At 53.2% G+C, this 19,531-nt stretch carries 14 protein-coding genes; 2 read left to right on the top strand and 12 right to left on the bottom strand.

The window, feature by feature from the left end; all coding sequences use genetic code 11:
- Positions 1-141: 141 nt before the first annotated feature.
- Together ACIO0C_RS02895 and ACIO0C_RS02890 are read right to left on the bottom strand one after the other, a co-directional pair.
- Complete coding sequence (locus ACIO0C_RS02895; RefSeq protein ID WP_401307549.1) at positions 142-441, bottom strand: LysR family transcriptional regulator; 300 nt, start codon at positions 439-441, stop codon at positions 142-144.
- A gap of 184 nt (positions 442-625) precedes the next feature.
- The gene (locus ACIO0C_RS02890) at positions 626-1,627 is read right to left on the bottom strand and encodes an LLM class oxidoreductase (protein WP_401307546.1); all 1,002 of its coding nucleotides are present in this window, start codon (positions 1,625-1,627) and stop codon (positions 626-628) included.
- A gap of 98 nt (positions 1,628-1,725) precedes the next feature.
- On the opposite strand from ACIO0C_RS02890, the gene ACIO0C_RS02885 reads away from it, so the two are divergent.
- Positions 1,726-2,646, top strand: coding sequence for a LysR family transcriptional regulator (locus ACIO0C_RS02885; RefSeq protein WP_401307544.1), 921 nt, complete (start codon positions 1,726-1,728; stop codon positions 2,644-2,646).
- A gap of 62 nt (positions 2,647-2,708) precedes the next feature.
- Here the strand turns inward: ACIO0C_RS02885 and ACIO0C_RS02880 are convergent, their stop codons facing one another.
- The 8 genes from ACIO0C_RS02880 to ACIO0C_RS02845 all read right to left on the bottom strand — a co-directional run bounded on the left by ACIO0C_RS02880 (position 2,709) and on the right by ACIO0C_RS02845 (position 16,504).
- Complete coding sequence (locus tag ACIO0C_RS02880) at positions 2,709-3,812, bottom strand: alkene reductase (RefSeq protein WP_401307541.1); 1,104 nt, start codon at positions 3,810-3,812, stop codon at positions 2,709-2,711.
- A 190-nt stretch (positions 3,813-4,002) separates the two neighbouring features.
- Positions 4,003-5,406, bottom strand: coding sequence for an efflux transporter outer membrane subunit (locus tag ACIO0C_RS02875; RefSeq protein WP_401307538.1), 1,404 nt, complete (start codon positions 5,404-5,406; stop codon positions 4,003-4,005).
- Entirely contained in the window at positions 5,396-8,551 is a 3,156-nt protein-coding gene (locus tag ACIO0C_RS02870) for an efflux RND transporter permease subunit (RefSeq protein WP_401307537.1), read from the bottom strand. Before ACIO0C_RS02870 ends, ACIO0C_RS02875 begins: the two co-directional genes overlap by 11 nt.
- A 10-nt stretch (positions 8,552-8,561) precedes the next feature.
- On the bottom strand, positions 8,562-9,686 hold the full coding sequence (locus ACIO0C_RS02865) for an efflux RND transporter periplasmic adaptor subunit (RefSeq protein WP_401307534.1): 1,125 nt from the start codon (positions 9,684-9,686) through the stop codon (positions 8,562-8,564).
- 859 nt (positions 9,687-10,545) lie between these two features.
- Positions 10,546-12,933 (bottom strand): membrane-bound PQQ-dependent dehydrogenase, glucose/quinate/shikimate family, encoded by a 2,388-nt coding sequence (locus ACIO0C_RS02860; protein ID WP_401307531.1) that lies wholly within the window; start codon positions 12,931-12,933, stop codon positions 10,546-10,548.
- Positions 12,934-13,082: 149 nt separating this feature from the next.
- Positions 13,083-14,597: an aldehyde dehydrogenase family protein gene (locus ACIO0C_RS02855; RefSeq protein ID WP_401307528.1), complete on the bottom strand. Its 1,515-nt coding sequence runs from the start codon at positions 14,595-14,597 to the stop codon at positions 13,083-13,085.
- 264 nt (positions 14,598-14,861) lie between these two features.
- The gene (locus ACIO0C_RS02850; RefSeq protein ID WP_401307526.1) at positions 14,862-15,953 is read right to left on the bottom strand and encodes an alkene reductase; all 1,092 of its coding nucleotides are present in this window, start codon (positions 15,951-15,953) and stop codon (positions 14,862-14,864) included.
- A 44-nt stretch (positions 15,954-15,997) separates the two neighbouring features.
- On the bottom strand, positions 15,998-16,504 hold the full coding sequence (locus tag ACIO0C_RS02845; protein ID WP_401307523.1) for a nuclear transport factor 2 family protein: 507 nt from the start codon (positions 16,502-16,504) through the stop codon (positions 15,998-16,000).
- A gap of 197 nt (positions 16,505-16,701) precedes the next feature.
- Here ACIO0C_RS02845 and ACIO0C_RS02840 point away from each other — a divergent pair, with 197 nt between their 5' ends.
- Positions 16,702-17,661 carry a LysR substrate-binding domain-containing protein gene (locus ACIO0C_RS02840; protein WP_401307521.1) on the top strand — a complete coding sequence of 320 codons (960 nt, stop codon included), beginning with the start codon at positions 16,702-16,704 and terminating at the stop codon, positions 17,659-17,661.
- A gap of 59 nt (positions 17,662-17,720) precedes the next feature.
- Here the strand turns inward: ACIO0C_RS02840 and ACIO0C_RS02835 are convergent, their stop codons facing one another.
- Both ACIO0C_RS02835 and ACIO0C_RS02830 read right to left on the bottom strand, forming a co-directional pair.
- Entirely contained in the window at positions 17,721-18,578 is an 858-nt protein-coding gene (locus ACIO0C_RS02835; protein WP_401307519.1) for an acyl-CoA thioesterase, read from the bottom strand.
- Between the two features lie 172 nt (positions 18,579-18,750).
- The gene (locus tag ACIO0C_RS02830; RefSeq protein WP_401307516.1) at positions 18,751-19,527 is read right to left on the bottom strand and encodes an enoyl-CoA hydratase/isomerase family protein; all 777 of its coding nucleotides are present in this window, start codon (positions 19,525-19,527) and stop codon (positions 18,751-18,753) included.
- Positions 19,528-19,531: the final 4 nt, after the last annotated feature.

Genomic DNA, 19,531 nt, shown 5'->3' with positions numbered 1-19,531 from the left:
AAGCACGTTGTCCGCCGAAACTTTGCCCGGCACCACGACCGGTGGCTGCGCTAGGTCTGCGAAACGGTCGGGTTCAACGCACAGCCCTGCAATGTCGGTATCACGTAGTCGGTGGGTTGAGCATCGGGTTTATTGCGCCATTCAACGCCGATACTTACCTGGCGTAAATTGCCCCGCAAGGGCACTCAACGAAGTCAGAATCGGTAACAGGCTCTCAGCAATTGAGTCTGCCTTCGTAGTGGGTCGCATGCCCCCATCACGACGAACAAACAGCTGATCGCAAAAACAGATCCGCATTTCACTCAACGCATTGCTAATTGCTGGCTGCGTTACTCCCAAGATGCTAGCGGCAGTGCTGACGCTAGCCGCACGATAAACTGTCATGAATATAATAAGTTTGTTTACATCAATTGCCCGAAGCCCTGCCAAATCAAGCAGCATAAATACTCCAACCATACTTCGGCTTTCGATATTGACCGAATCATTTGCAATGAAAAAAGTTACTATTTGTCCCAACAATCCTATTTAGGCAGCAATAGCTTGCAGTTCAATTTTCGAACAATGCCACCCCACCTTTGCCCTGCTAGAAGCGGCATCGACTGACTTTGCACAATTTCTTAATGTTTCAATGTGTCGGGAAGAGTGGCAGGACATCGGCAGCTAACTCATCCATCACTTCGATATAGGGGCGTCGGCTGACTTTTGGGTTGAGGGCAACGTGATTGATACCCTCCGACTTAACCGCTTCAAGAAATCCAATCAACGAACGCCGACCAGCACGGAAGCCTCCAGGCATACGACGTAAAGGCGCATCGGCATCCTCGGCCAAGTCCAGGAATGCCCCGACACCTAGCGGTTTGCAATGACCTTTACCTAGGCTTCGCTCAACGGCGATTCGCCACTGCTCCGCGACCGTCGATAAGTAGTCTGGATCAGGCGCCGCACGAAGGAGTCCGTCGAGGTTCTCCGCAATCCACTCAAGACTTTGTTGTGCTTGACCGATGGCGATTGTGGGAGCGCGGTCGACAACAGGTTTGGGGATAAGCTCGAACTGCCCATTCAAGCGACCGAAGCGAGGCGAGTCGTAAACCGGAAAGCGTTCTTCCGTAACTGTTCGGAATACTGTGTAGGCCTCACGAAATCGATCTCCGCGGGTGTCATAATCCACACCGAATAATGGATATTCAGCAGGTCGATCACCCGATGAAACTCCCAGCATCATTCGTCCGGCCGAAAGATGGTCGAGCGAAGCAATTTGTTTGGCAAGTATCAGTGGCTCCCGCAACGGCAATACAATGCCCGCTGTACCGAGAGTGATGTTATGCGTTACGGCCGCAAGGTAACCAATGTAAGCGATTGGATCGAAGACTTGAGCGACATCACCGTACGTGGGGTCGTAGAAAGGAACATCTCGTAACCAGAGCGCTGCAAAGCCGAGTTTGTCAGCTCTAATTGCCATTGACGTATGATCTGCCATGGTCGGCGCCGGCCTGTCTGGATGGGTTTCCAAAGGCATGATCAGACCGATGGTCAACTCCTGGGGCGCGAACAACCGACGGTAACCGGGGTGTTGATTCAGACGGTAGATGGGCTTCTGGATCTCATCAGGCAATAGTGCAGAACTCATTCGTCCACTCCTACTTTAGGGAACGAAGACATTCTATTCCTGTATGATTTTGTGATTAAGCCGATTAAATTCCATACATTGCAGCCCTGGATTCTAAAATGACTGAAAACACCTTTGACGGCATTCGGGAATTCGTTGCCGCCGCACAGTCACTCAGTTTTACAGCCGCAGGGCTTGAGCTTGGGCTGACCAGCTCCGCCGTGGGGAAAAGTGTGACCCGTCTGGAAGCGCGATTAGGCGTCAAGCTTCTACATCGTACAACCCGCCGCTTGATCCTCACTCAAGAAGGGGAAACTTACTTGGCGAGCTGTTTGCGGGTGTTAGACGAGTTGGCCGAAACGCAAGGACTCCTTACAACGGGACAGCAAGAACCAATCGGCCGACTCCGAGTTGATCTGCCAGCTACTTTTGGCCGCCGTCACATCCTGCCTACCCTGATCGATATGTCTGTCCGATACCAAAAGCTCGATCTGTCAGTCAGCTTCAGTGAGCGTCTGGTAGATATAGTCAACGATGGTATCGATCTCGTCGTCAGGATCGGAACTTTGAAAGATGATGCGGACATAGTGGCCCGAAAGCTGGGCAGCCAGAGCTTGTTGATCTGTGCAACACCAGACTACTTGGCTAGACACACCCCACCCCAAACTCGAGACGACCTCTTACACCATGACTGCATCGTAGGCTGGCGCAATGGCACCCGGAAAACCTGGATGCTGATTGATGAGAACGGCCAAACCTTTGAACAAGAGGTGCGCGTCAAACACGAGATGGGGGATGGTGAGATGTTGCTGAAAATGACGCTCGCGGGGGGAGGACTCGCACAATTGCCCACCTGGCTGGTTCAGGACTATATCGAACAGGGCGAGTTGGTTCCCGTACTTGAATGCTACGCCGGGGCCGAGATGCCCATTCACGTCATCTGGCCCCGAACGAGATACATTCAACCCAAGATCAGAATGATAGTGGACGAGCTGTTAGCACTCGCCCAGCGCGATTCGAAAATTTTCAGGCCTGAGTAAAGGTACCTAATGAAAGGTGGCCAGCTTCACATCCTGGCCCCTTCGATTAGGTTGGGCAGGAACTATTCGGCGGGAGCATAGACGGGATAATCGACATAGCCTTTTTGACCGCTGTTCCCGTAAAAGGTGGCTCGGTCGGGGATCGCAAGAGGCCAACCATTCTTCATTCGCTCAACCAGGTCGGGATTCGCAATGAAAGGTCGACCAAAAGCGATTAGATCCAGCTCCCCAGATAAAAGCGCACCCTCTGCTGATTCTCGATCAAAGCCACCAGCTGCAATCAACGTGCCTCGGTAAGTTTCACGGAAACTCGTTGCAAATCCTTCGGGCATGCCCTCAGCACCAATGGTCAATTGATCGCTCAAGTGAACATAGGCGATATCCCGCTTTTGAATCTCGCGCGCTACTTCAACCCAGGTTTCGGCCTCGTCGTCGAAGGGAGCCATGTCGAAGAGACGGCCAAATGGTGAAATGCGAACGCCAACCTTGGCGCGGCCAATCTCCTCGGCAACGGCATCGATTGTTTCCAGCAGCAAACGAATTCTGTTCTGAATCGAACCACCGTATTGGTCTGTGCGGTAGTTAACCGTTGGATTTATGAACTGTTCGAACAAGTATCCGTTTGCGCCATGAATTTCGACGCCATCAAAGCCTGCTTCGATAGCTCTGCGAGCCGCTTGGATAAAGTCATTCTTTACGCCTCCGATTTCCTCTGTAGAAAGCGCCCGCGGGGGACTAGCCTGAATCGGACTGGGCTCATGTTTTTCGTTGTAGGCATATGCCATGGAGTTGGCCGCGGGTTTACTACTCGATGAAACAGGCGCCCCGCCATCAGGCTGCAACGTCGTGTGAGATACACGCCCCACATGCCAGAGCTGGGCGAAAATTTTCCCGCCCTCTTCGTGGACGGCCTGTGTTACGCGCTTCCATCCCTCAACCTGTTCTTGGTTGTAGAGCCCGGGATTGAAGAGGTAGCCACGACCCTGAATAGAAACAGGAACACCTTCACTGACGATAAGACCAGCGCTAGCCCGCTGGTGGTAGTAAAGCACCGTCAAGTCGTCGGGGATGTCATTTAAAGCTCGAGCGCGTGTCATTGGGGCCATGACGACACGATTTCTCAACGAAAGACCGGAAAGCGTATAGGGAGAAAAAAGATTACTCATAGAGGCCTCTGAAGTGGAGCGCTTCGTAGCGCCGAAAAGGGCCAATATACTCAGTCTTTCCTGTTAGATAATCGCCATTGAATTCCAAACATTATGGAATTTAGATCCATAATATGGACATAGAGCATGCGTGCGCCTCACATGGAGGCGCACGTTAAATAGAACCATCAAGTCGAGAGGCCTGATCCACTCAGGTTTTTGTTATTGTCCAGCCGCCGCCCAGAGCCTTGTACAGCTGGATTTGAGCGGTGAGCTTAGCGAGATGGCCACTAAGCAGTTGCTGACGGGCCGAGAGCAACTGACGCTGCGCGTCAAGCAGCGTCATATAGTTGTCGACCCCTTCTTCGTAGCGTTGCAGAGCCATCTCTGTGTATTCATCGGTGGCACGCACAAGGTCTTGCTGACTTTTGAGCTGCTCACCCCAGGTTCCCATTGCTGCCAGGCCGTCGGACACTTCACGGAACGAGACTTGAATGGTCTGTTCGTAGTTAGCAACGCCAATGTCCTTCTGGATTTTGGCGTAGTCCAAACTGGCCTTGAGCCTGCCTCCGGTGAAGATCGGCAAATGGATCTGCGGAATGAAGCTCCAGGTTTCTGACCCGCCACTAAACAGCCCACTGAGTTGGCTACTAGCCGTACCAGCACTGGCAGTCAGCGTAATGCTGGGGAAGAAAGCTGCGCGAGCAGCGCCGATGTTTGCGTTGGCAGCGAGTAGTTGGTGCTCCGCAGCGCGGATGTCTGGACGCTGCTGCAACAGGTTTGCCGGAAGTCCAGCAGGAATCTCCGTCATCAACTGGCCTTCCAGATTTGATTCCGGTAAATCACTCGGAATAGTCGTCCCCAGAAGCAAGCGTAAGGCATTGACGTCCTGAGCCTCCTGACGGGTATAGGCCTGAACCTGCCCGCGAGCGCTATCAACCAAAGTGCGGGCTTGGCGAACGTCCAAATCTGAGGCAGTACCGGCCTCACTGCTGGCTTGAATCAGTTCCAGGTTGTGCCGGTAGTTCTCCAGCGTGGAACGGGTTACTGCCAACAGTTGCCTATCGGTTTGCCAAGTGAGGTAAGCGACGGCGACATCTGCCACCAAACCGATTCGCATACTACGTTGAGCCTCCTCGCTCGCCAGGTAAGTTTCCAGAGCATTACGATCAAGGCTGCGGATTCGACCCCAGACGTCCAACTCATAACTGGTCAACCCAACCTGCAAGCTGTTGTCTGCGCTGGTGACTTGCTGGCCCGTCGAAGACAGATCGGCCGGAGTGCGCGAGCGCCCCCCGCTGCCATCAACAGCTAACTGTGGCACCAAAGCAGAGCCTTGAATACGGTATTGAGCGCGGTAGGCGGCAACATTCAATGCCGCTTTGCGGAGGTCGCGGTTATTCTCAAGTGCCAGATCCACCAGTCGGTGTAGTGCTGGATCTTTGAAGAATGCCTGCCAATCAATTTGCGCAGCATTGCCGGCCATCGGAGCCTCGTATGCTGCACCTCGTGGGAATGCTTGCGGTATCGGAGCGTCCGGTTGCTGATATTCCGGAATCAGGTTGCAGCCGGACAATGTCATGGCCAGCACGAGCAGTAACGGCTTATGCCTCATGGGTGACTCCTTCGCGAGTGCTTTGCACAGTCACTTCGCGCTTCCTGGATTTGAAAAATTTCATGACTGCCACGTAGAAGAGCGGCACAAAGAAGATCGCCAAGAACGTCGCTGCCAAAGTACCGCCGACTACCGCTGTACCGATGGAATGCTGACTACCGCTACCCGGGCCATAAGCACGAGCCAGTGGCAGCGTCCCCATTACAAAAGCGATCGACGTCATGATGATAGGGCGTAAACGAAGGCGCGCCGCCTCGGTTGCCGCCTGCACGAGACTGCGACCATGGTTTTCATTCAGATCTTTCGCGAACTCGACAATCAGGATAGCGTTCTTCGCCGCCAGCCCCATAGTGGTTAGCATGCCGACCTGAAAGAACACGTCATTGGATAAGCCTCGGCCAAGCGTCGCAGCGACGGCGCCGAGAACGCCGAGTGGAACGACCAGCATCACGGAAACCGGCACCGACCAACTCTCGTAGAGTGCCGCCAAACACAGGAACACGATGACCAGCGACAGCACGTAGAGCAGTGTTGCCTGCGAACCCGCGGCACGCTCCTCATAGGACAAACCTGTCCAGGAAACACCAAAGCCGTTCGGCAACTGCGCGGCAATACGCTCAATGGCAGCCATGGCATCACCGGTGCTGTAACCCTCTGCAGGCTGGCCCAGCAGTTCAACAGAGGGGATGCCGCCGTAACGCTCCAGCTTCGGAGAACCGTAGACCCACTTACCGGTAGCAAAGGCAGAGAACGGCACCATTTGCCCCGCATCGTTGCGCACGTACCATTTGTCAAAGTCTTCTGGCGAAATACGAGCATCCATCTCGCCCTGCACGTAGACCTTTTTCACGCGCCCTTTATCGATGAAGTCGTTGACATAGGTCGATCCCCAGGCCACCGACATCGTGTCGTCGACAGACTCAATGGAAACCTGCAGCGCCCGTGCTTTTTCGTCATCGATCGTGACTTGATACTGAGCTTCATCATCCAGACCATTCGCCCTGATGATGGCCAGCGCAGGCTCTTTCGCGGCGAGCTCCATCAGTTGATCCCGAGCTTCCATTAACGCGGTATGCCCGTGCGCGCCGTTGTCCTGCAAAAACAGATCAAAGCCCGTCGCGTTACCCATCTCCATGATTGCTGGCGGAACGATCGAAACGACGTTGGCGTCCTTGATGGTTGCTGCAAAACCGGTGATCCTTTTGGCGATCGAGAAGGCACTGTTTTCGGCGGTTTTACGCTCTTCAAAAGGCTTCAGCCGCACCCACACTACAGCGGAGTTTTGGCCCCGTCCGGCAAAGTTATAACCACTGATTGAGAACGCAGAAACGACCCCGTCATTTTCGTTGTCACGCAAATAGCTTCGGACTTGGTTAAGCACAGCTTCCGTGCGCTCGGCACTGCTGTTGGGCGGCGTCTGAATCTGCACAATCAGCAGCCCCTGATCTTCGTCAGGCAGGAAAGCCGTCGGCAGATTACGGAACATCATTGCCACACCGATCAACAGGAGGACGTAGACAACAAAGGTTCGTTTGGGATTGCGAATAATCTTGGAGACGGAGTTCTCGTAACGAACCGTACCGTTGTCAAAAACTCGGTTGAACCAGGTAAAGAAACCTTTCCTCCTTTTCTCACCATGCCCAACATGAGCTTTGAGCATCGTCGCACACAGTGCCGGGGTGAAGATCAAAGCCACCAGTACCGAGAGGCCCATCGCGGTGATGATTGTGATCGAGAACTGACGGTAGATGATGCCCGCCGAACCGCCAAAGAAGGCCATTGGCATGAACACAGCGCAGATCACCAGACCGATACCCACCAGAGCTCCGGAGATCTGCTTCATCGACTTGTAAGTCGCTTCGCGTGGTGTCAGATGTTCCTCCGCCATCAAGCGTTCGACGTTTTCGACAACAACGATGGCGTCATCCACCAGTAATCCGATCGCCAGCACCATGGCGAACATCGTCATGACGTTGATGGTGAAACCACAGGCATACAGCACACCGAAGGTGCCCAGTAGCACGACCGGAACCGCGAGCGTTGGAATAAGGGTGGCGCGTATGTTCTGCAAGAACAGCAGCATCACCAGAAATACGAGGACGATCGCTTCGAACAGGGTGTGAACAACCGAATCGATCGAGGCTTTTACCGAGGGGCTGGTGTCATACGGGTAGACGACCTCAACGCCTGGCGGCAGGAACGGCTTGAGGCTATCGACGGTATCCTTCACGCGCTCGACGGCTTCGAGCATATTGGCTCCCGTGGCTAGTCGCAAAGCGATACCTGCAGCAGGTTTGCCGTTGTAATTCACATCGTACGAGTAGGTTTCGTTGCCCAGAATGACATCGCCCACATCCTTCAAGCGGATTTGAGATCCGTCAGGTTGAACCTTGACCAGGATTTCCTTGAACTCATCAGCCGAATTCAAGCGCGTCTTGCCGATCACCGTTGCGCTGAGTTCAACCCCTTTGCGCGTCGGCAATCCGCCTACGGAACCTGACGAAACCTGGACGTTTTGCGCAGAAATTGCCGCGACAACGTCCTTGGGCATCAACTGGTAGCTATGCAGCTTGGCCGGATCCAACCAGATACGCATGGCGTTCTGGAAGCCGAACACAAAGTAGTCACCCACACCTTGGGTACGAGACAACGGATCCTGAAAGTTTGAGACAACGATATTCCCCAAGTCGCCATAGTTCAGTTTCCCGTCAGTCGAAACAAGGCCGACCAAGAGCATGAAATTGGCCTGGTACTTAACGACCCGAATACCTTGGCGCTGTACTTCCTGCGGAAGGTTCGGTGTCGCCAACTGGAGCTTGTTCTGAACTTGAACCTGGGCAATATCCGGGTTCGTGCCTTGGTCAAAGGTAACGATAATTTCGACACTGCCATCGCTATTGGCAGCGGAGCTGATGTAACGCAACCCGTCCAAACCATTGAGCTGCTGCTCGATGACTTGCAGGACTGTGTCTTGGACAGTCTGGGCTGACGCCCCTGGGTAGGTGACTGTTATCATAACCGCAGGTGCTGCGATATTCGGATACTGATTAACCGGCAAACTACGAATGGCTAACGCTCCTGCTAGCATGATTGCCAGTGCAATCACCCACGCGAAGATAGGTCTATCAATAAAAAAGCGTGACATAACCAACCTCTCAATTCGCAGTGAAAGCTGTTTTTAGCTCAACATTGGTTGCTGGCTGAGCGTCCACCAAGGAGTCAGCCTGCACGTGCTGCAGACCTTCCGTGATGATCCTCTCGCCCGGACTAACGCCACTATCAACTAGCCAGGAATTGCCAACGGTGCGCACCGTTTCCAAGTCACGTTGTTCTACGTGATTGTCGTCAGTCACTACCCATACGGTGGCAACCCCGCGGCTATCACGAACAATTGCTTGCTGGGGCACCAACAAGGCCCGCTCCCTTACCCCTTCTTTCACTTGAGCGTGAACGAACATGCCTGGTAGCAACGCCCGGTCGGGATTCGGGAAGACCGCTCTCAAGGTCACTGATCCGGTACCTTGGTCGACGCTGACCTCAGAAAACTTCAAGGTGCCGGTCAGGGGGTAAGCGCTACCGTCATCGAGAGTCAGGCTTACCTCCGCTTGATCAGATCCGGTGTTTTTCAAGTCTCCCGACTTCAAAGCACGTTTCAGTTCCAAAATGCGGGTGATGGGCTGCGTGACATCGACATAGATCGGATCGAGCTGGTTAACAGTGGCCATCGCCGCGCTCTGACCATCGGTAACCAGCGCCCCCTCAGTGATCGCCGAGCGACCAATGCGTCCCGAAATAGGCGACAGTACCTTCGTGTACTGAACGTTGATGTCAGCAACCTGTTTGTCGGCTGCCGCCTGCTTCCAAGCGGCAACCGCATCGTCGTATTGCTGCTGGCTAACAGCGCGGCTCTTCAGCAGTCGCTCATACCGGTCGGCAAGATTGTGTGCACTGCGAACATTGGCCTCAGCCCGGGACTGCTGGGCGATATAGGTACGCGCGTCAATCTGGTATAACGGTTGCCCCTGTTTAACCTCACTGCCTTCGGTGAATAGACGACGTTCTAAAATACCGGCAACCTGTGGCCGCACCTCAGCGACGCGATATGCTGAAGTGCGTCCTGGCAGATCGGTAGTGAGTGAAAGAGGTGCTTCACTAACTAAGTAATAACCAACCTTCACTGCTGCAACTGGGTCTGCCACTTGCTCGGTCGGTTTACACGCTGCTAGAAACAACGCCGACAACGGAAGCAATCCAACAATAAGGCGTGATGGTTTAAGCATATGAACTCCAAAAACACTCCGGCATTAAGCAACAACACCAGGCGCTAAGATCATGACAAGACTAAGGCTTTTATTGCTCTGACTCGGGCACGCGAACGCGTTTCATCCAGCAGCTATAACGCTTATCTCAAATTGAGGATGGGATTGTATTGTCTAGAAATCACGATGAATCAAGCATGGGTTCAACAACATGAACATCTCAACACAGTTTCGAAATTCAAAATTTCCAACCGACGCTATATAAACTAAGCGATATGTAATATTATACTCGATCCGATTAGAACCCGATTCATTGCCTTTCTAGAGTTAAGTAAACCCATCGAATTCGCCGCTCCCCCTAACTAACCACCGCTCTGAGAGCGCAAGAGTCAGAATGGAATTGAGCTCGCTGAGGCGCATTATATTAGGTGATCTAGCGATAATTAAGCGGCAAATATTCCAATCATTTCATCCTTAGATTCCACAATCAGATGTCCTTTTCTAACGCAACTCCCCCTGACTTGGGGGCCAGCCCTAATCACGGAATCGATTTCATAGTGGCGAGCTCGTGGAGTCCACATTGATATCTTGAGGACAGCCGTGTCATCGATTTGCACGGTGTAAGCATTTCTTACTGCTGTGATGAGTCGTTAGATCCACGCATCTCGAAGTAGAATCGAATATGCGGTATGACCTAAAGATTATATTGAAGTCACCCTAGTAGGCGAGCGGACATGACAGGTTGGAGGGACAATGAGGGATTGCACTACACATCCAGGATGGAGCATAAGCGGGTCACCATTAAGGGAGATGACCCGTGTTTTTGGCAACCCTGGCACTGCCAGGATTGCCTAAACTGCGAAAATCCTTCTACGACTCGCTACTTCTTTTGCGGTAACGCATAGGCAATCAGGTAGTCTCCCCGCTCAGACGAGCTTCGCGCTCCCCCCGCACTTACCACCACAAACTGGCGCTTGGACGATGGTGAGATGAACGTCATAGGCGTTGCTTGAGCCCCCACAGGGAGTCGCCCCTTCCAAATTTCCTCGCCGGTGTTTTGATCGAATGCCCGGAGGTAGAAATCCTGTGTGCCGGCAAAAAATACAAGCCCTGATCGCGTGGTCAATGGGCCACCGAGCGTAGGCATGCCGATTGGGAATGGTGCCCCTACCCTCATCCCGCCCACTGCTGTATCTCTCAAAGTACCCGCTGGTACTTGCCAAGCGACCTTGCGGGAATTCAGATCAATTCCGGTAATGGTGCCATAAGGCGGTGCCTGACATGGGACGTCGACAGCAGAGATAAACGACGAATTCTTCACGGCGAACGGCGTGCCACGCTGAGGTGCAAACTCAGAGTGCGGTTTACCATCGCCCTTGATCTGGAGGTGCTCACTTGGGATCAGCTGTATTTTCAACGGAATCCGAATGTCATTAACGATCATCATCCCTGTGTCTTCATTGATCGAAACGCTACCCCAATTCATCCCACCGAAATTTCCCGGATGCTGCAGGCTTGCTGTAACCCCTGGTGGAGTAAAAGGCCCGTCATAGCGCAATGATTTGAACTGGATGCGGCATAGCATCTGATCGTAAATGGTTGCGCCCCACATGTCGGCTTCAGTCAGTTTTTCTTGCCCGATGTAGGGCATGCCAACAGAAAATGGCTGGGTAGGTGCTGTTTTGTCACCTGCAAGCTCTTGCTGCGGAACCGGCCGTTCTACTACATCGGCGATCGGCTCGCCGGTTTCCCGGTTTAGCATGAAGATGTTTCCGGTTTTGGTAACCTGGATCAGGGCAGGCAACGTCCCCCCTTTACCATCCGGAACGTCATACAGCGCTGGTTGGGCGGGGATGTCATAGTCCCAAACATCGTGATGGACGGTCTGATAGGCCCAGCGTTCGCGCCCGGTTTTATAGTCCAGCGCGACGATGGATGAAGCGTAGTGATTAGCCGCTGCTGTGCGATGACCTCCCCAATAATCCGGCGTGGCGTTACCCAACGGGATATAGATCAGACCGCGCTCCTTATCGTAAGCAGCAGTCGACCACATGTTGGGGGTTCCACGCGTGTAAGTCTGGCCTTCCGGGGGGGATCGCGTAATGGCAGGATTGCCAAGATCCCAAGCCCAAACGAGTTCTCCAGAAGTGGCGTTAAATGCACGAATCACACCGGATGGCTCATTGGTTTCAAGATTGTCATATACCCAACCGCCTACTATCAGCAGATTGCCTGCCACCGTGACGGGCGATGTCCCCATGTAATAGGTGGGTTTAACCTCCCCCATCCCTTGTTGAAGATTCACCTGACCATTTTCACCAAAGCTGCGACATTGCTTGCCGGTTTTTGCATCAAGGGCAATCAGCCGAGAGTCGAGCGTCGACAAAATCACTCGCTGAGGGCAGTCCTTGATTAGCGCCGACGTTTTCTTGACTGAGTCAGACTCTTGCGTGGCATCAAAGTAACTGACACCACGGCAGCGGTTCCATACCTTGTGATTTTCCACCTTGGCATCAAACCGCCAGATTTCCTCACCGGTGTTAGCATTCACCGCGAAAACTTTGTTCAGCGGCGTACAGACGTACAAGGTATCTCCGACCTGCACCGGCGTATTCTGGTTTTCGGAGCCGACATCGGCAATTTCACCTGTTCTGAACGTCCACGCGACTTCCAATTCAGAAACATTGCTCGGGGTTATCTGTTCCAATGGCGCAAAGCGGGTACCCGTCGGCGTGCGCCCGTAGTGCTGCCAGTTTCCGTTCACAGCCTTATCAGGAACTCCACCAGATGCAGTAGGGCGGGACACACCTTTGATAACACCGTGGGGAACGAACATCGCGGCAAAGCCCGCTACCAGCGTTACCGCGCAAATACTCAGAATCCCTTGCCACACTCTCCTGCCTTTAGCGAAACCAACCTTTTGAGCCAACAGGCAAACAGGAATAAGTAGCGCAATGACGCCGGTCAATCTTGGAACCAGCGGCCAAAATTGAAAGCCAACTTCTTGGATCGACCAGAGAACAGTCATGCCAGTAAGAACAAGATAAGTCCAGACCCCTAGTTTTTTTCGTTGAAAAAAACCGTATGCCGATACCACCAACAGTAAACCGGTGATCAAATAAAAACTAGATCCATCCAGCCATGTCAGGTAAAAACCGCCAACCAGCAATGGCGCCGCTAACAATATAAGCAGCCCGCCGAACCAGCGTGGAAGATTAGACGATGTTAAGGATTGCACTTCATCATTGACGTCGTGTTGAAATTGCATTTGCGCACCTTTTATTTTTTTACGCGCTGTTTATTTGTACATAGTTACAGGCCCAACAACGCAACATTCAAATCAATGCTACAAGCCGACAACTTAGTAATGGCAGTAAAAAACCCTCGGCCGACGGTGTCGACCAAGGATTTATCAACTCAGCTCTTCAGCAACACCGCGATGGACTTAGTTTCTGTGTAGTGCTCCAGCCCGCACAATCCCATCTCACGACCGATACCGGATTGCTTGAACCCGCCGAAGGGCAAAGATGGATCAATCTGGTTATGGCTGTTCACCCAAATAATGCCGGCGCGGATGCGCGCAGCAAGTGCGTGCGCACGGCTGACGTTTTGAGTCCAAATACTCGCGGCCAGGCCGTACTCGGTGTTGTTTGCCTCCCGTGCCAGATCATCCAGGCTCTGATTGGAAATTTTCATTGCCGAGATCACCGGCCCGAAAATTTCCTCACGGTAGATGGTCATACCTGGCTTGACGTCCGATAAGAGAGTTGGACGGTAAAAGAAACCTTCCCCTCCTGCCTTTGTTGCTCCGCATACGACTTTGGCGCCTTCACTTACCCCTGCACGAACCAGATCACCGACTCGTGTGAGCTGCCGCTGCGAGATCAGTGGGCCCAAGTCGGTAGCGCTGTTGAGCCCGTGACCAAGCTTCAACGTTGAGATGAATTCGGCGACCCCATGAATGACATCCTCATAGACATCTTCATGGATATAGAGCCGAGAACCTGCGGTGCACGCTTGGCCACTATTCAACATGACGGCCTGGGCAACGCCAGGGATCGCAGTCTCTAGATCGGCATCAGGAAATACAATTACCGGACTCTTACCACCAAGTTCAAGCGTGACCCGCTTGAGGCTAGAGGCCGCCGCAGCGGCGATCGCCTTGCCAGTGGCAGTACTGCCAGTGAACGAGATCTTGTCCACTAATGGGCTTTGAACAAGCGCTGCGCCACAGCGCCCGTCACCCGTAATGACATTCAACGTTCCAAGTGGTAAACCTGCTTCTTCGCAGATTGCGGCAAGGCGCAGCGCGGTGAGGGGGGTATCCTCTGCAGGCTTGAGCACAATGGAGCACCCCGCAGCCAAAGCTGGAGCCAGCTTCCAGGCGGCCATTAGCAGCGGTACATTCCATGGGATAATCTGACCAACAACACCGACTGGCTCATGGGTCGTGTAGGCGTGCCATTCACCCGGTAATCCGACTGGCACTGAAAGCCCATTTAGCTTCGTACACCATCCGGCATAGTAGCGAAAATGCTCTGCGGAATTGCGGACATACGCATTTTTGACAACGCCATAGGGTGAGCCCTCGTCAAGCACTTCAAGCTCTGCGAGCTCGTGAGAGTACTTGTCGATCAGCTCTCCTACACGCCACAACACTTTACTTTTCTCCGATCCGGAGAGCTTGCGCCAGGCTCCAGAGTCGAAAGACTTTCGAGCGGCGATAACTGCTTTCTCGACATCTGCCTGGCTTGCGTCAGCGACCTCGGAAATCACCAAACCAGTGGCTGGATCGAAAACTTGTCTTCTTTCGCCACTCTGCGAATCCACCCATTTGCCACCGATATAAAGTTGATGAGGGTTATTCAGAAACTCTTGGGTTTCGGCAGTGATCGATGAATGAGAGAGATCGATAATTTTTTGCGCAGGCATAGCGTTCTTGCTCCGGCTAGAGGTACCAACAAGACCTCATGTTGTATTTGATGAGCCTCCCTCGACCGTAATCAATCCTGCGATGCATGACTAATGGAATATTTGTAGAAATCGATTCAGAATACGCATCACAACGCACTCAGCCTGTTTAATGCCAATGGAACGTTAATCATGGGCAATTAAAAGACCGCAACTCGATGTGAGCCGCGGCCTAGACTGGCTGGCCAAATCGGCCAGCCGAAGGGTCAAACATTGCTTCTGACGTTAAGCGTGATAGTGCGGATAATCGATGTAACCGCGATCATCGCCTCCGTAGAAGGTGGCACGATCAAACGCGGCCAATGGGAGCCCCTGCGCGAATCGCTCGACCAGATCTGGGTTTGATATAAACGGCCGTCCGAAGGCAGCCAAATCGATCAGGCCTTCCGATAGCATGACTTCGGCAACCTCCTTCGTCAGCGAACCCGCGAAAATCAAAGTGCCCTGGTACGCGTCTCTGAACTCCCTCAAGAACTCTCGGTTCAGCAGGTTGCCGCACAATGAGTCTTGATCACTCAAATGAACGTAGGCCAGCTTTCGCGAGCTGAGTGCCCTCGCCACGGCCAGCCAGGTTTCTTTCTCATCCGCGAAGGGTGGCATGGCCGACAACCGCCCAAAGGGGGCAATCCGCAAACCAATTCGCTGGCTACCAATGGCCTCTGCCATCAGGTCGACTGTTTCCAGGAGAAATCTCAAGCGGTTTTCAATACTGCCACCGTAGTGGTCGGTACGAGTATTCAACCCACCGTTGATGAACTGCTCAAAAATGTAACCATTTGCACCATGGATTTCGACACCGTCAAACCCCGCCGAGATTGCGTTCCTTGCAGCTGAAACAAAGTCTTGGGAGAGTCGCGATACTTCCGCCGGTGATACGGCGCGTGGGCGAGTGACCTGCACTTGCCCCGGTTGACCGTCGGGCGCAAACCCATAGCAGGTGGTGTTTTCCGCCAGAGTATCCACCGACGACACCGGAGCCTTGCCTTCTGGTTGAATTGAGTGATGAGAAATCCGACCGACATGCCAAAGCTGGATAAAAATCTTACCGTTGTCCTTGTGAACTTCTTCGGTAACCTGCTTCCAACCTTCAATTTGTTCCGGCGAGAAGATCCCTGGCGTAAAGAGATAGCCTTGGGCTTCCTGCGATATCTGGGATCCCTCAGTAATGATCAGCCCTGCACCAGCCCGCTGACGATAATATTGGGCAGTGCTGCGGTCGGGAACAGTGTCTTTCGCACGCGAACGGGTCATTGGCGCCATCACGACGCGGGAATTCAGCGAGAGTCCTGCCAAGTTGTAGGGAGCCAGTAATTTCATTTTTGCACCTCTGATTTTCCAAGAATTTCAGGAGAAGAATTGCCTCACCAAGACTCTTTCCTGAACGGCGAATTGACCCACCCTTGAGTCCATGGCGAGGACTGTTCGATGTCCCCGGTCATAGCCTTGAAAAACCATTCCCCCCTAATCTTGACCAGATGATCTTCGTAGTGACCGGCAAGAATATAAGCCTCGCCGGATGAACCATCGGCCTCGTTATTCATTGTCAGTAGACACACCAAATTGAACCGCGCCACGGCCTTATCACCTTCGACGTTGAGCTCAATGCGTGGTGCAAAAATGTTGTGCTGACTCCAGGAAATATTGCTCTTCAAATTCTCGCAATGAAGCTTGATCGCGGCACGACCGCGCACCTCGCCCCCAACGCCTTTGATGATCCACTCGCCCTCCTCGGTAAACAGATTTGCTATCGACTCCGCATCAAAACCATCATCAAGATGTCGGGCATATCGATATTTTATTTCCTTGATTTTTTCAACATCCTCCAATCTTTCCAAACGTTGATCTTGGCTTGGGTTGTTCTGTGACATAGACGGTTTTCCTTTTATTTTTATTGAACGTCCAACTGTGTGAATGCCTTGGCCTCCCATCGGAGCTAGGCCGATCAAGCGCCAGAAATCGACAATCCACCCGACCAACCCTAGACAGCCAAACGATGTTTGACTAATGGAGATTCTTCCATTATTGATACGGAAAACGAATCACTATAAGAAATCCCAAACCGCCTATGACCATTATTCCTGCCTGCTTCAGTCCCAAAACCCAAGCCATTTTCCAGCGCTTACGTTACCGCCACCTGCATATGCTGGTGATTCTGGGCAGCTACCAGAATGTCCACCGTGCAGCCGAGGCGCTGAATATGTCTCAACCCACATTGACCAGGATGTTGCAGGATGTAGAAAGCGCTTTCGGCTGTAGCCTCTTCGATCGCCAGCCGCGCGGCATGGCGCCAACACCAGTGGGCGAGGAATTACTGAAGTTCGCTCATTCCGCATTAAACAGCCTTGATCGCTGCGTCGAGGATTTAACAGCGCGGGCGGAAGGAGGCTATGGGCACTTAGCGGTTGGGGTCGTCATGGGAGGCGCTCTTGACCAAGTTGTCTCAACAATCGCCACCCTGAAAAACTCATCACCGCACCTGGGTATTCGAATGATGAGCGAAACAAGCGATGTACTGATCGATATGCTCGAGCAGGAGCGTCTTGATGTGGCCATCGCCCGCTTGGGCACACCCAGCGACCGCTCAAGATTTGAATTCGAGCCTCTGGGCAATGACCGCCTGGCTTTCGCAGTGCGTACCGGACATCCGCTAACAACGCAGGGATCGGTTGCCGTGGAGGAGATGGTTCATCAGTGGCCATGGTTACTGCAGCCCCTTGCAAGCCCAGGTCGAAAGGCTTTGGAACGATGGTGGGCCGATAGAGATCTTTTACCACCGAGCAAAACAATCGAGTGCTCGTCGATATGGGCAATGCTTCAGTTGATTCAACGTACAGATGCCGTCATGGCACTGAGCGAAGTGGTCATCAATGACCATGTAAAGACAGGTCTGATTACGGTGCTGGATGACCATACAATCGAAGGGCTTCCTTCCTATGGCATTATCCTGCGCAAAGGAGAGCCGCGGAGCAAAGAGTTGCAGCAGTTTCTGAACCATCTGCGAGGTTCCTTGGCTACGAATGATTAAACTTGTTTTGCCCGGCAAATAAAAAAGCGGCCGTTTTCGCTACGGCCGCTACCCAAATATCATGTTGTTTTCCGAATCAGGCCTTCCTGCATTACCGATGCGATCAGCTTACCGCTGCGGTCATGGATGGATCCTCGGGAAAGCCCTCTACCTGCCCCGCTCCAAGGACTGTCCATGGAGTACAGCAGCCACTCGTCAACAAAGCAGTCTGCGTGAAACCACAACGCATGATCCAGGCTCGCGACTCTCATATCTGGCTGCATGTCGGACACGCCATGTGGCAGTAGCGAAGTGATCAGCAAGGCAATATCGCTCGCGTAGGCGAGCATGCTGCGATGGACGTCGGTATCCCTCGTAGGCAAATCCCCCACCCTGAACCAGAAACGCTTGTAGGGTTTGCGTTTGAGTGGATTGCTGGGATCTATGAGATCAACGGGGCGAATCTCAATAGCCTCTGCCACTTCGTAGCGCGATCGGATTGCCGCCACTAAACTTTCATCACCTTGAAGAAGCTCCAGTTCTGTCGGCAATGTTTCAGGAAAAGGAACGACCGGGGACGGAAGTTGATGATGCAGCCCAATTTCCGCTATCTGAAACGAAGCATCCCCGATAAATATAACTTTCGAGTCCTGCCAGGCGGTAAGACGGCGCCGGCTGAACCCTCGGCCATCCTGAACCTGATCCACTTCGTACATCACAGGAGCGTTCGCGCGTCCTGGCCGAACGAAGTATCCGTGAAGGGAATGAAGCCTCTTCTCTGTCGAAACGGTGCGTGTCATGGCCATCGCTGCCTGGCCGAGAACCTGGCCTCCGAAGAGTTGTGGCAGCCTCAAATCCTGGCTCTGGCCTATGAACACATTGGCCTCGACCTCCTCCAACGCAAAAATGGAGACTAATTGTTCTGCTGGGGTGCTCATTAAGCTGCCTCGCAAGCGCCTGCAAGAACATGCATCAGAGGTAAATAAAGTCGCACTCGACGGCAGTCTTCGCCGAACAGTGCAATCTGATGTGAGTACCCTCACGAGGTCGACCTTTTAGCCAACCTCACGAAAGCAAGTCCCTGCAGCGCGGATATTGTTACGAGAGGCCTTACTGCCCTTTATAGGCGGGTTCTCTCTTTTCCGTGAAAGCCGCAATACCTTCCTTGAAATCTTCGCTCAGAAGTATTCGACGGAAAGCTGTGCGCTCAAGCTCCAGTGCCGCATCCAGCCCACAGTCGGCACCGCGGCGGATCACCTGTAGTGATGCCCGAACCGCCAAAGGGCCGTTTTTCGTAATGCTGTCTGCGATCTCCATTGCCCTGGGCAAGAGATTTTCGGAGGTGGTTAATTCGCTTACCAGGCCTTCGGCAAGCGCTCTCTGGGCGGAGATAGGCTCGCCAGTCAGCACCATCTGCGTCGCCAGGGCGGTCGGGATCACGCGAGACAATCTGGTCACCCCTCCCGCCCCTGCTATCACTCCCCAGCGGGGTTCAGGGAGTGCAAATTTTGCGTAGTCGACAGAGATACGCAGGTCGCAGGCAAGTGCAATCTCCAGCCCGCCGGCATAAGCCAGACCGTTGATTGCCGCGATTATGGGCTTAGTGGTGGGTGACCCACGGTTGATACCGCAGAAGTCGCCATCATCCACTTCTTTCAGAGCACGCTCACGAAGATAGGGGAGGAAAGTACCAATATCGGCACCCGAGCAAAATGCCTTGCTGCCGGCGCCGGTGAGGACGACGACATGAATCTCGTCATCTTGATTGATCCGCGGCCAGATTTCCTGGAAAGCGAGATGCGTATTCAGATCGATAGCGTTCATGGATTGCGGGCGGTTGATGGTGACAACCGCAACTCGGCCTTGCTTCTCAAATTCAACAGACATGATG

It is taken from the genome of Pseudomonas sp. NPDC087336 (assembly GCF_044744285.1).
GTDB lineage: Bacteria > Pseudomonadota > Gammaproteobacteria > Pseudomonadales > Pseudomonadaceae > Aquipseudomonas.
The sequence above is the reverse complement of the archived record's forward strand: the minus strand, read 5'-3'. Positions and strand labels throughout refer to the sequence as shown.

Excerpts from the sequence above, each read along its gene's own strand:
- ACIO0C_RS02895 (WP_401307549.1), bottom strand. The coding sequence starts at position 441 with ATGCTGCTTGATTTGGCAGGGCTTCGGGCAATTGATGTAAACAAACTT.
- ACIO0C_RS02890 (WP_401307546.1), bottom strand. The coding sequence starts at position 1,627 with ATGAGTTCTGCACTATTGCCTGATGAGATCCAGAAGCCCATCTACCGT.
- ACIO0C_RS02885 (WP_401307544.1), top strand. The coding sequence starts at position 1,726 with ATGACTGAAAACACCTTTGACGGCATTCGGGAATTCGTTGCCGCCGCA.
- ACIO0C_RS02880 (WP_401307541.1), bottom strand. The coding sequence starts at position 3,812 with ATGAGTAATCTTTTTTCTCCCTATACGCTTTCCGGTCTTTCGTTGAGA.
- ACIO0C_RS02875 (WP_401307538.1), bottom strand. The coding sequence starts at position 5,406 with ATGAGGCATAAGCCGTTACTGCTCGTGCTGGCCATGACATTGTCCGGC.
- ACIO0C_RS02870 (WP_401307537.1), bottom strand. The coding sequence starts at position 8,551 with ATGTCACGCTTTTTTATTGATAGACCTATCTTCGCGTGGGTGATTGCA.
- ACIO0C_RS02865 (WP_401307534.1), bottom strand. The coding sequence starts at position 9,686 with ATGCTTAAACCATCACGCCTTATTGTTGGATTGCTTCCGTTGTCGGCG.
- ACIO0C_RS02860 (WP_401307531.1), bottom strand. The coding sequence starts at position 12,933 with ATGCAATTTCAACACGACGTCAATGATGAAGTGCAATCCTTAACATCG.
- ACIO0C_RS02855 (WP_401307528.1), bottom strand. The coding sequence starts at position 14,597 with ATGCCTGCGCAAAAAATTATCGATCTCTCTCATTCATCGATCACTGCC.
- ACIO0C_RS02850 (WP_401307526.1), bottom strand. The coding sequence starts at position 15,953 with ATGAAATTACTGGCTCCCTACAACTTGGCAGGACTCTCGCTGAATTCC.
- ACIO0C_RS02845 (WP_401307523.1), bottom strand. The coding sequence starts at position 16,504 with ATGTCACAGAACAACCCAAGCCAAGATCAACGTTTGGAAAGATTGGAG.
- ACIO0C_RS02840 (WP_401307521.1), top strand. The coding sequence starts at position 16,702 with ATGACCATTATTCCTGCCTGCTTCAGTCCCAAAACCCAAGCCATTTTC.
- ACIO0C_RS02835 (WP_401307519.1), bottom strand. The coding sequence starts at position 18,578 with ATGAGCACCCCAGCAGAACAATTAGTCTCCATTTTTGCGTTGGAGGAG.
- ACIO0C_RS02830 (WP_401307516.1), bottom strand. The coding sequence starts at position 19,527 with ATGTCTGTTGAATTTGAGAAGCAAGGCCGAGTTGCGGTTGTCACCATC.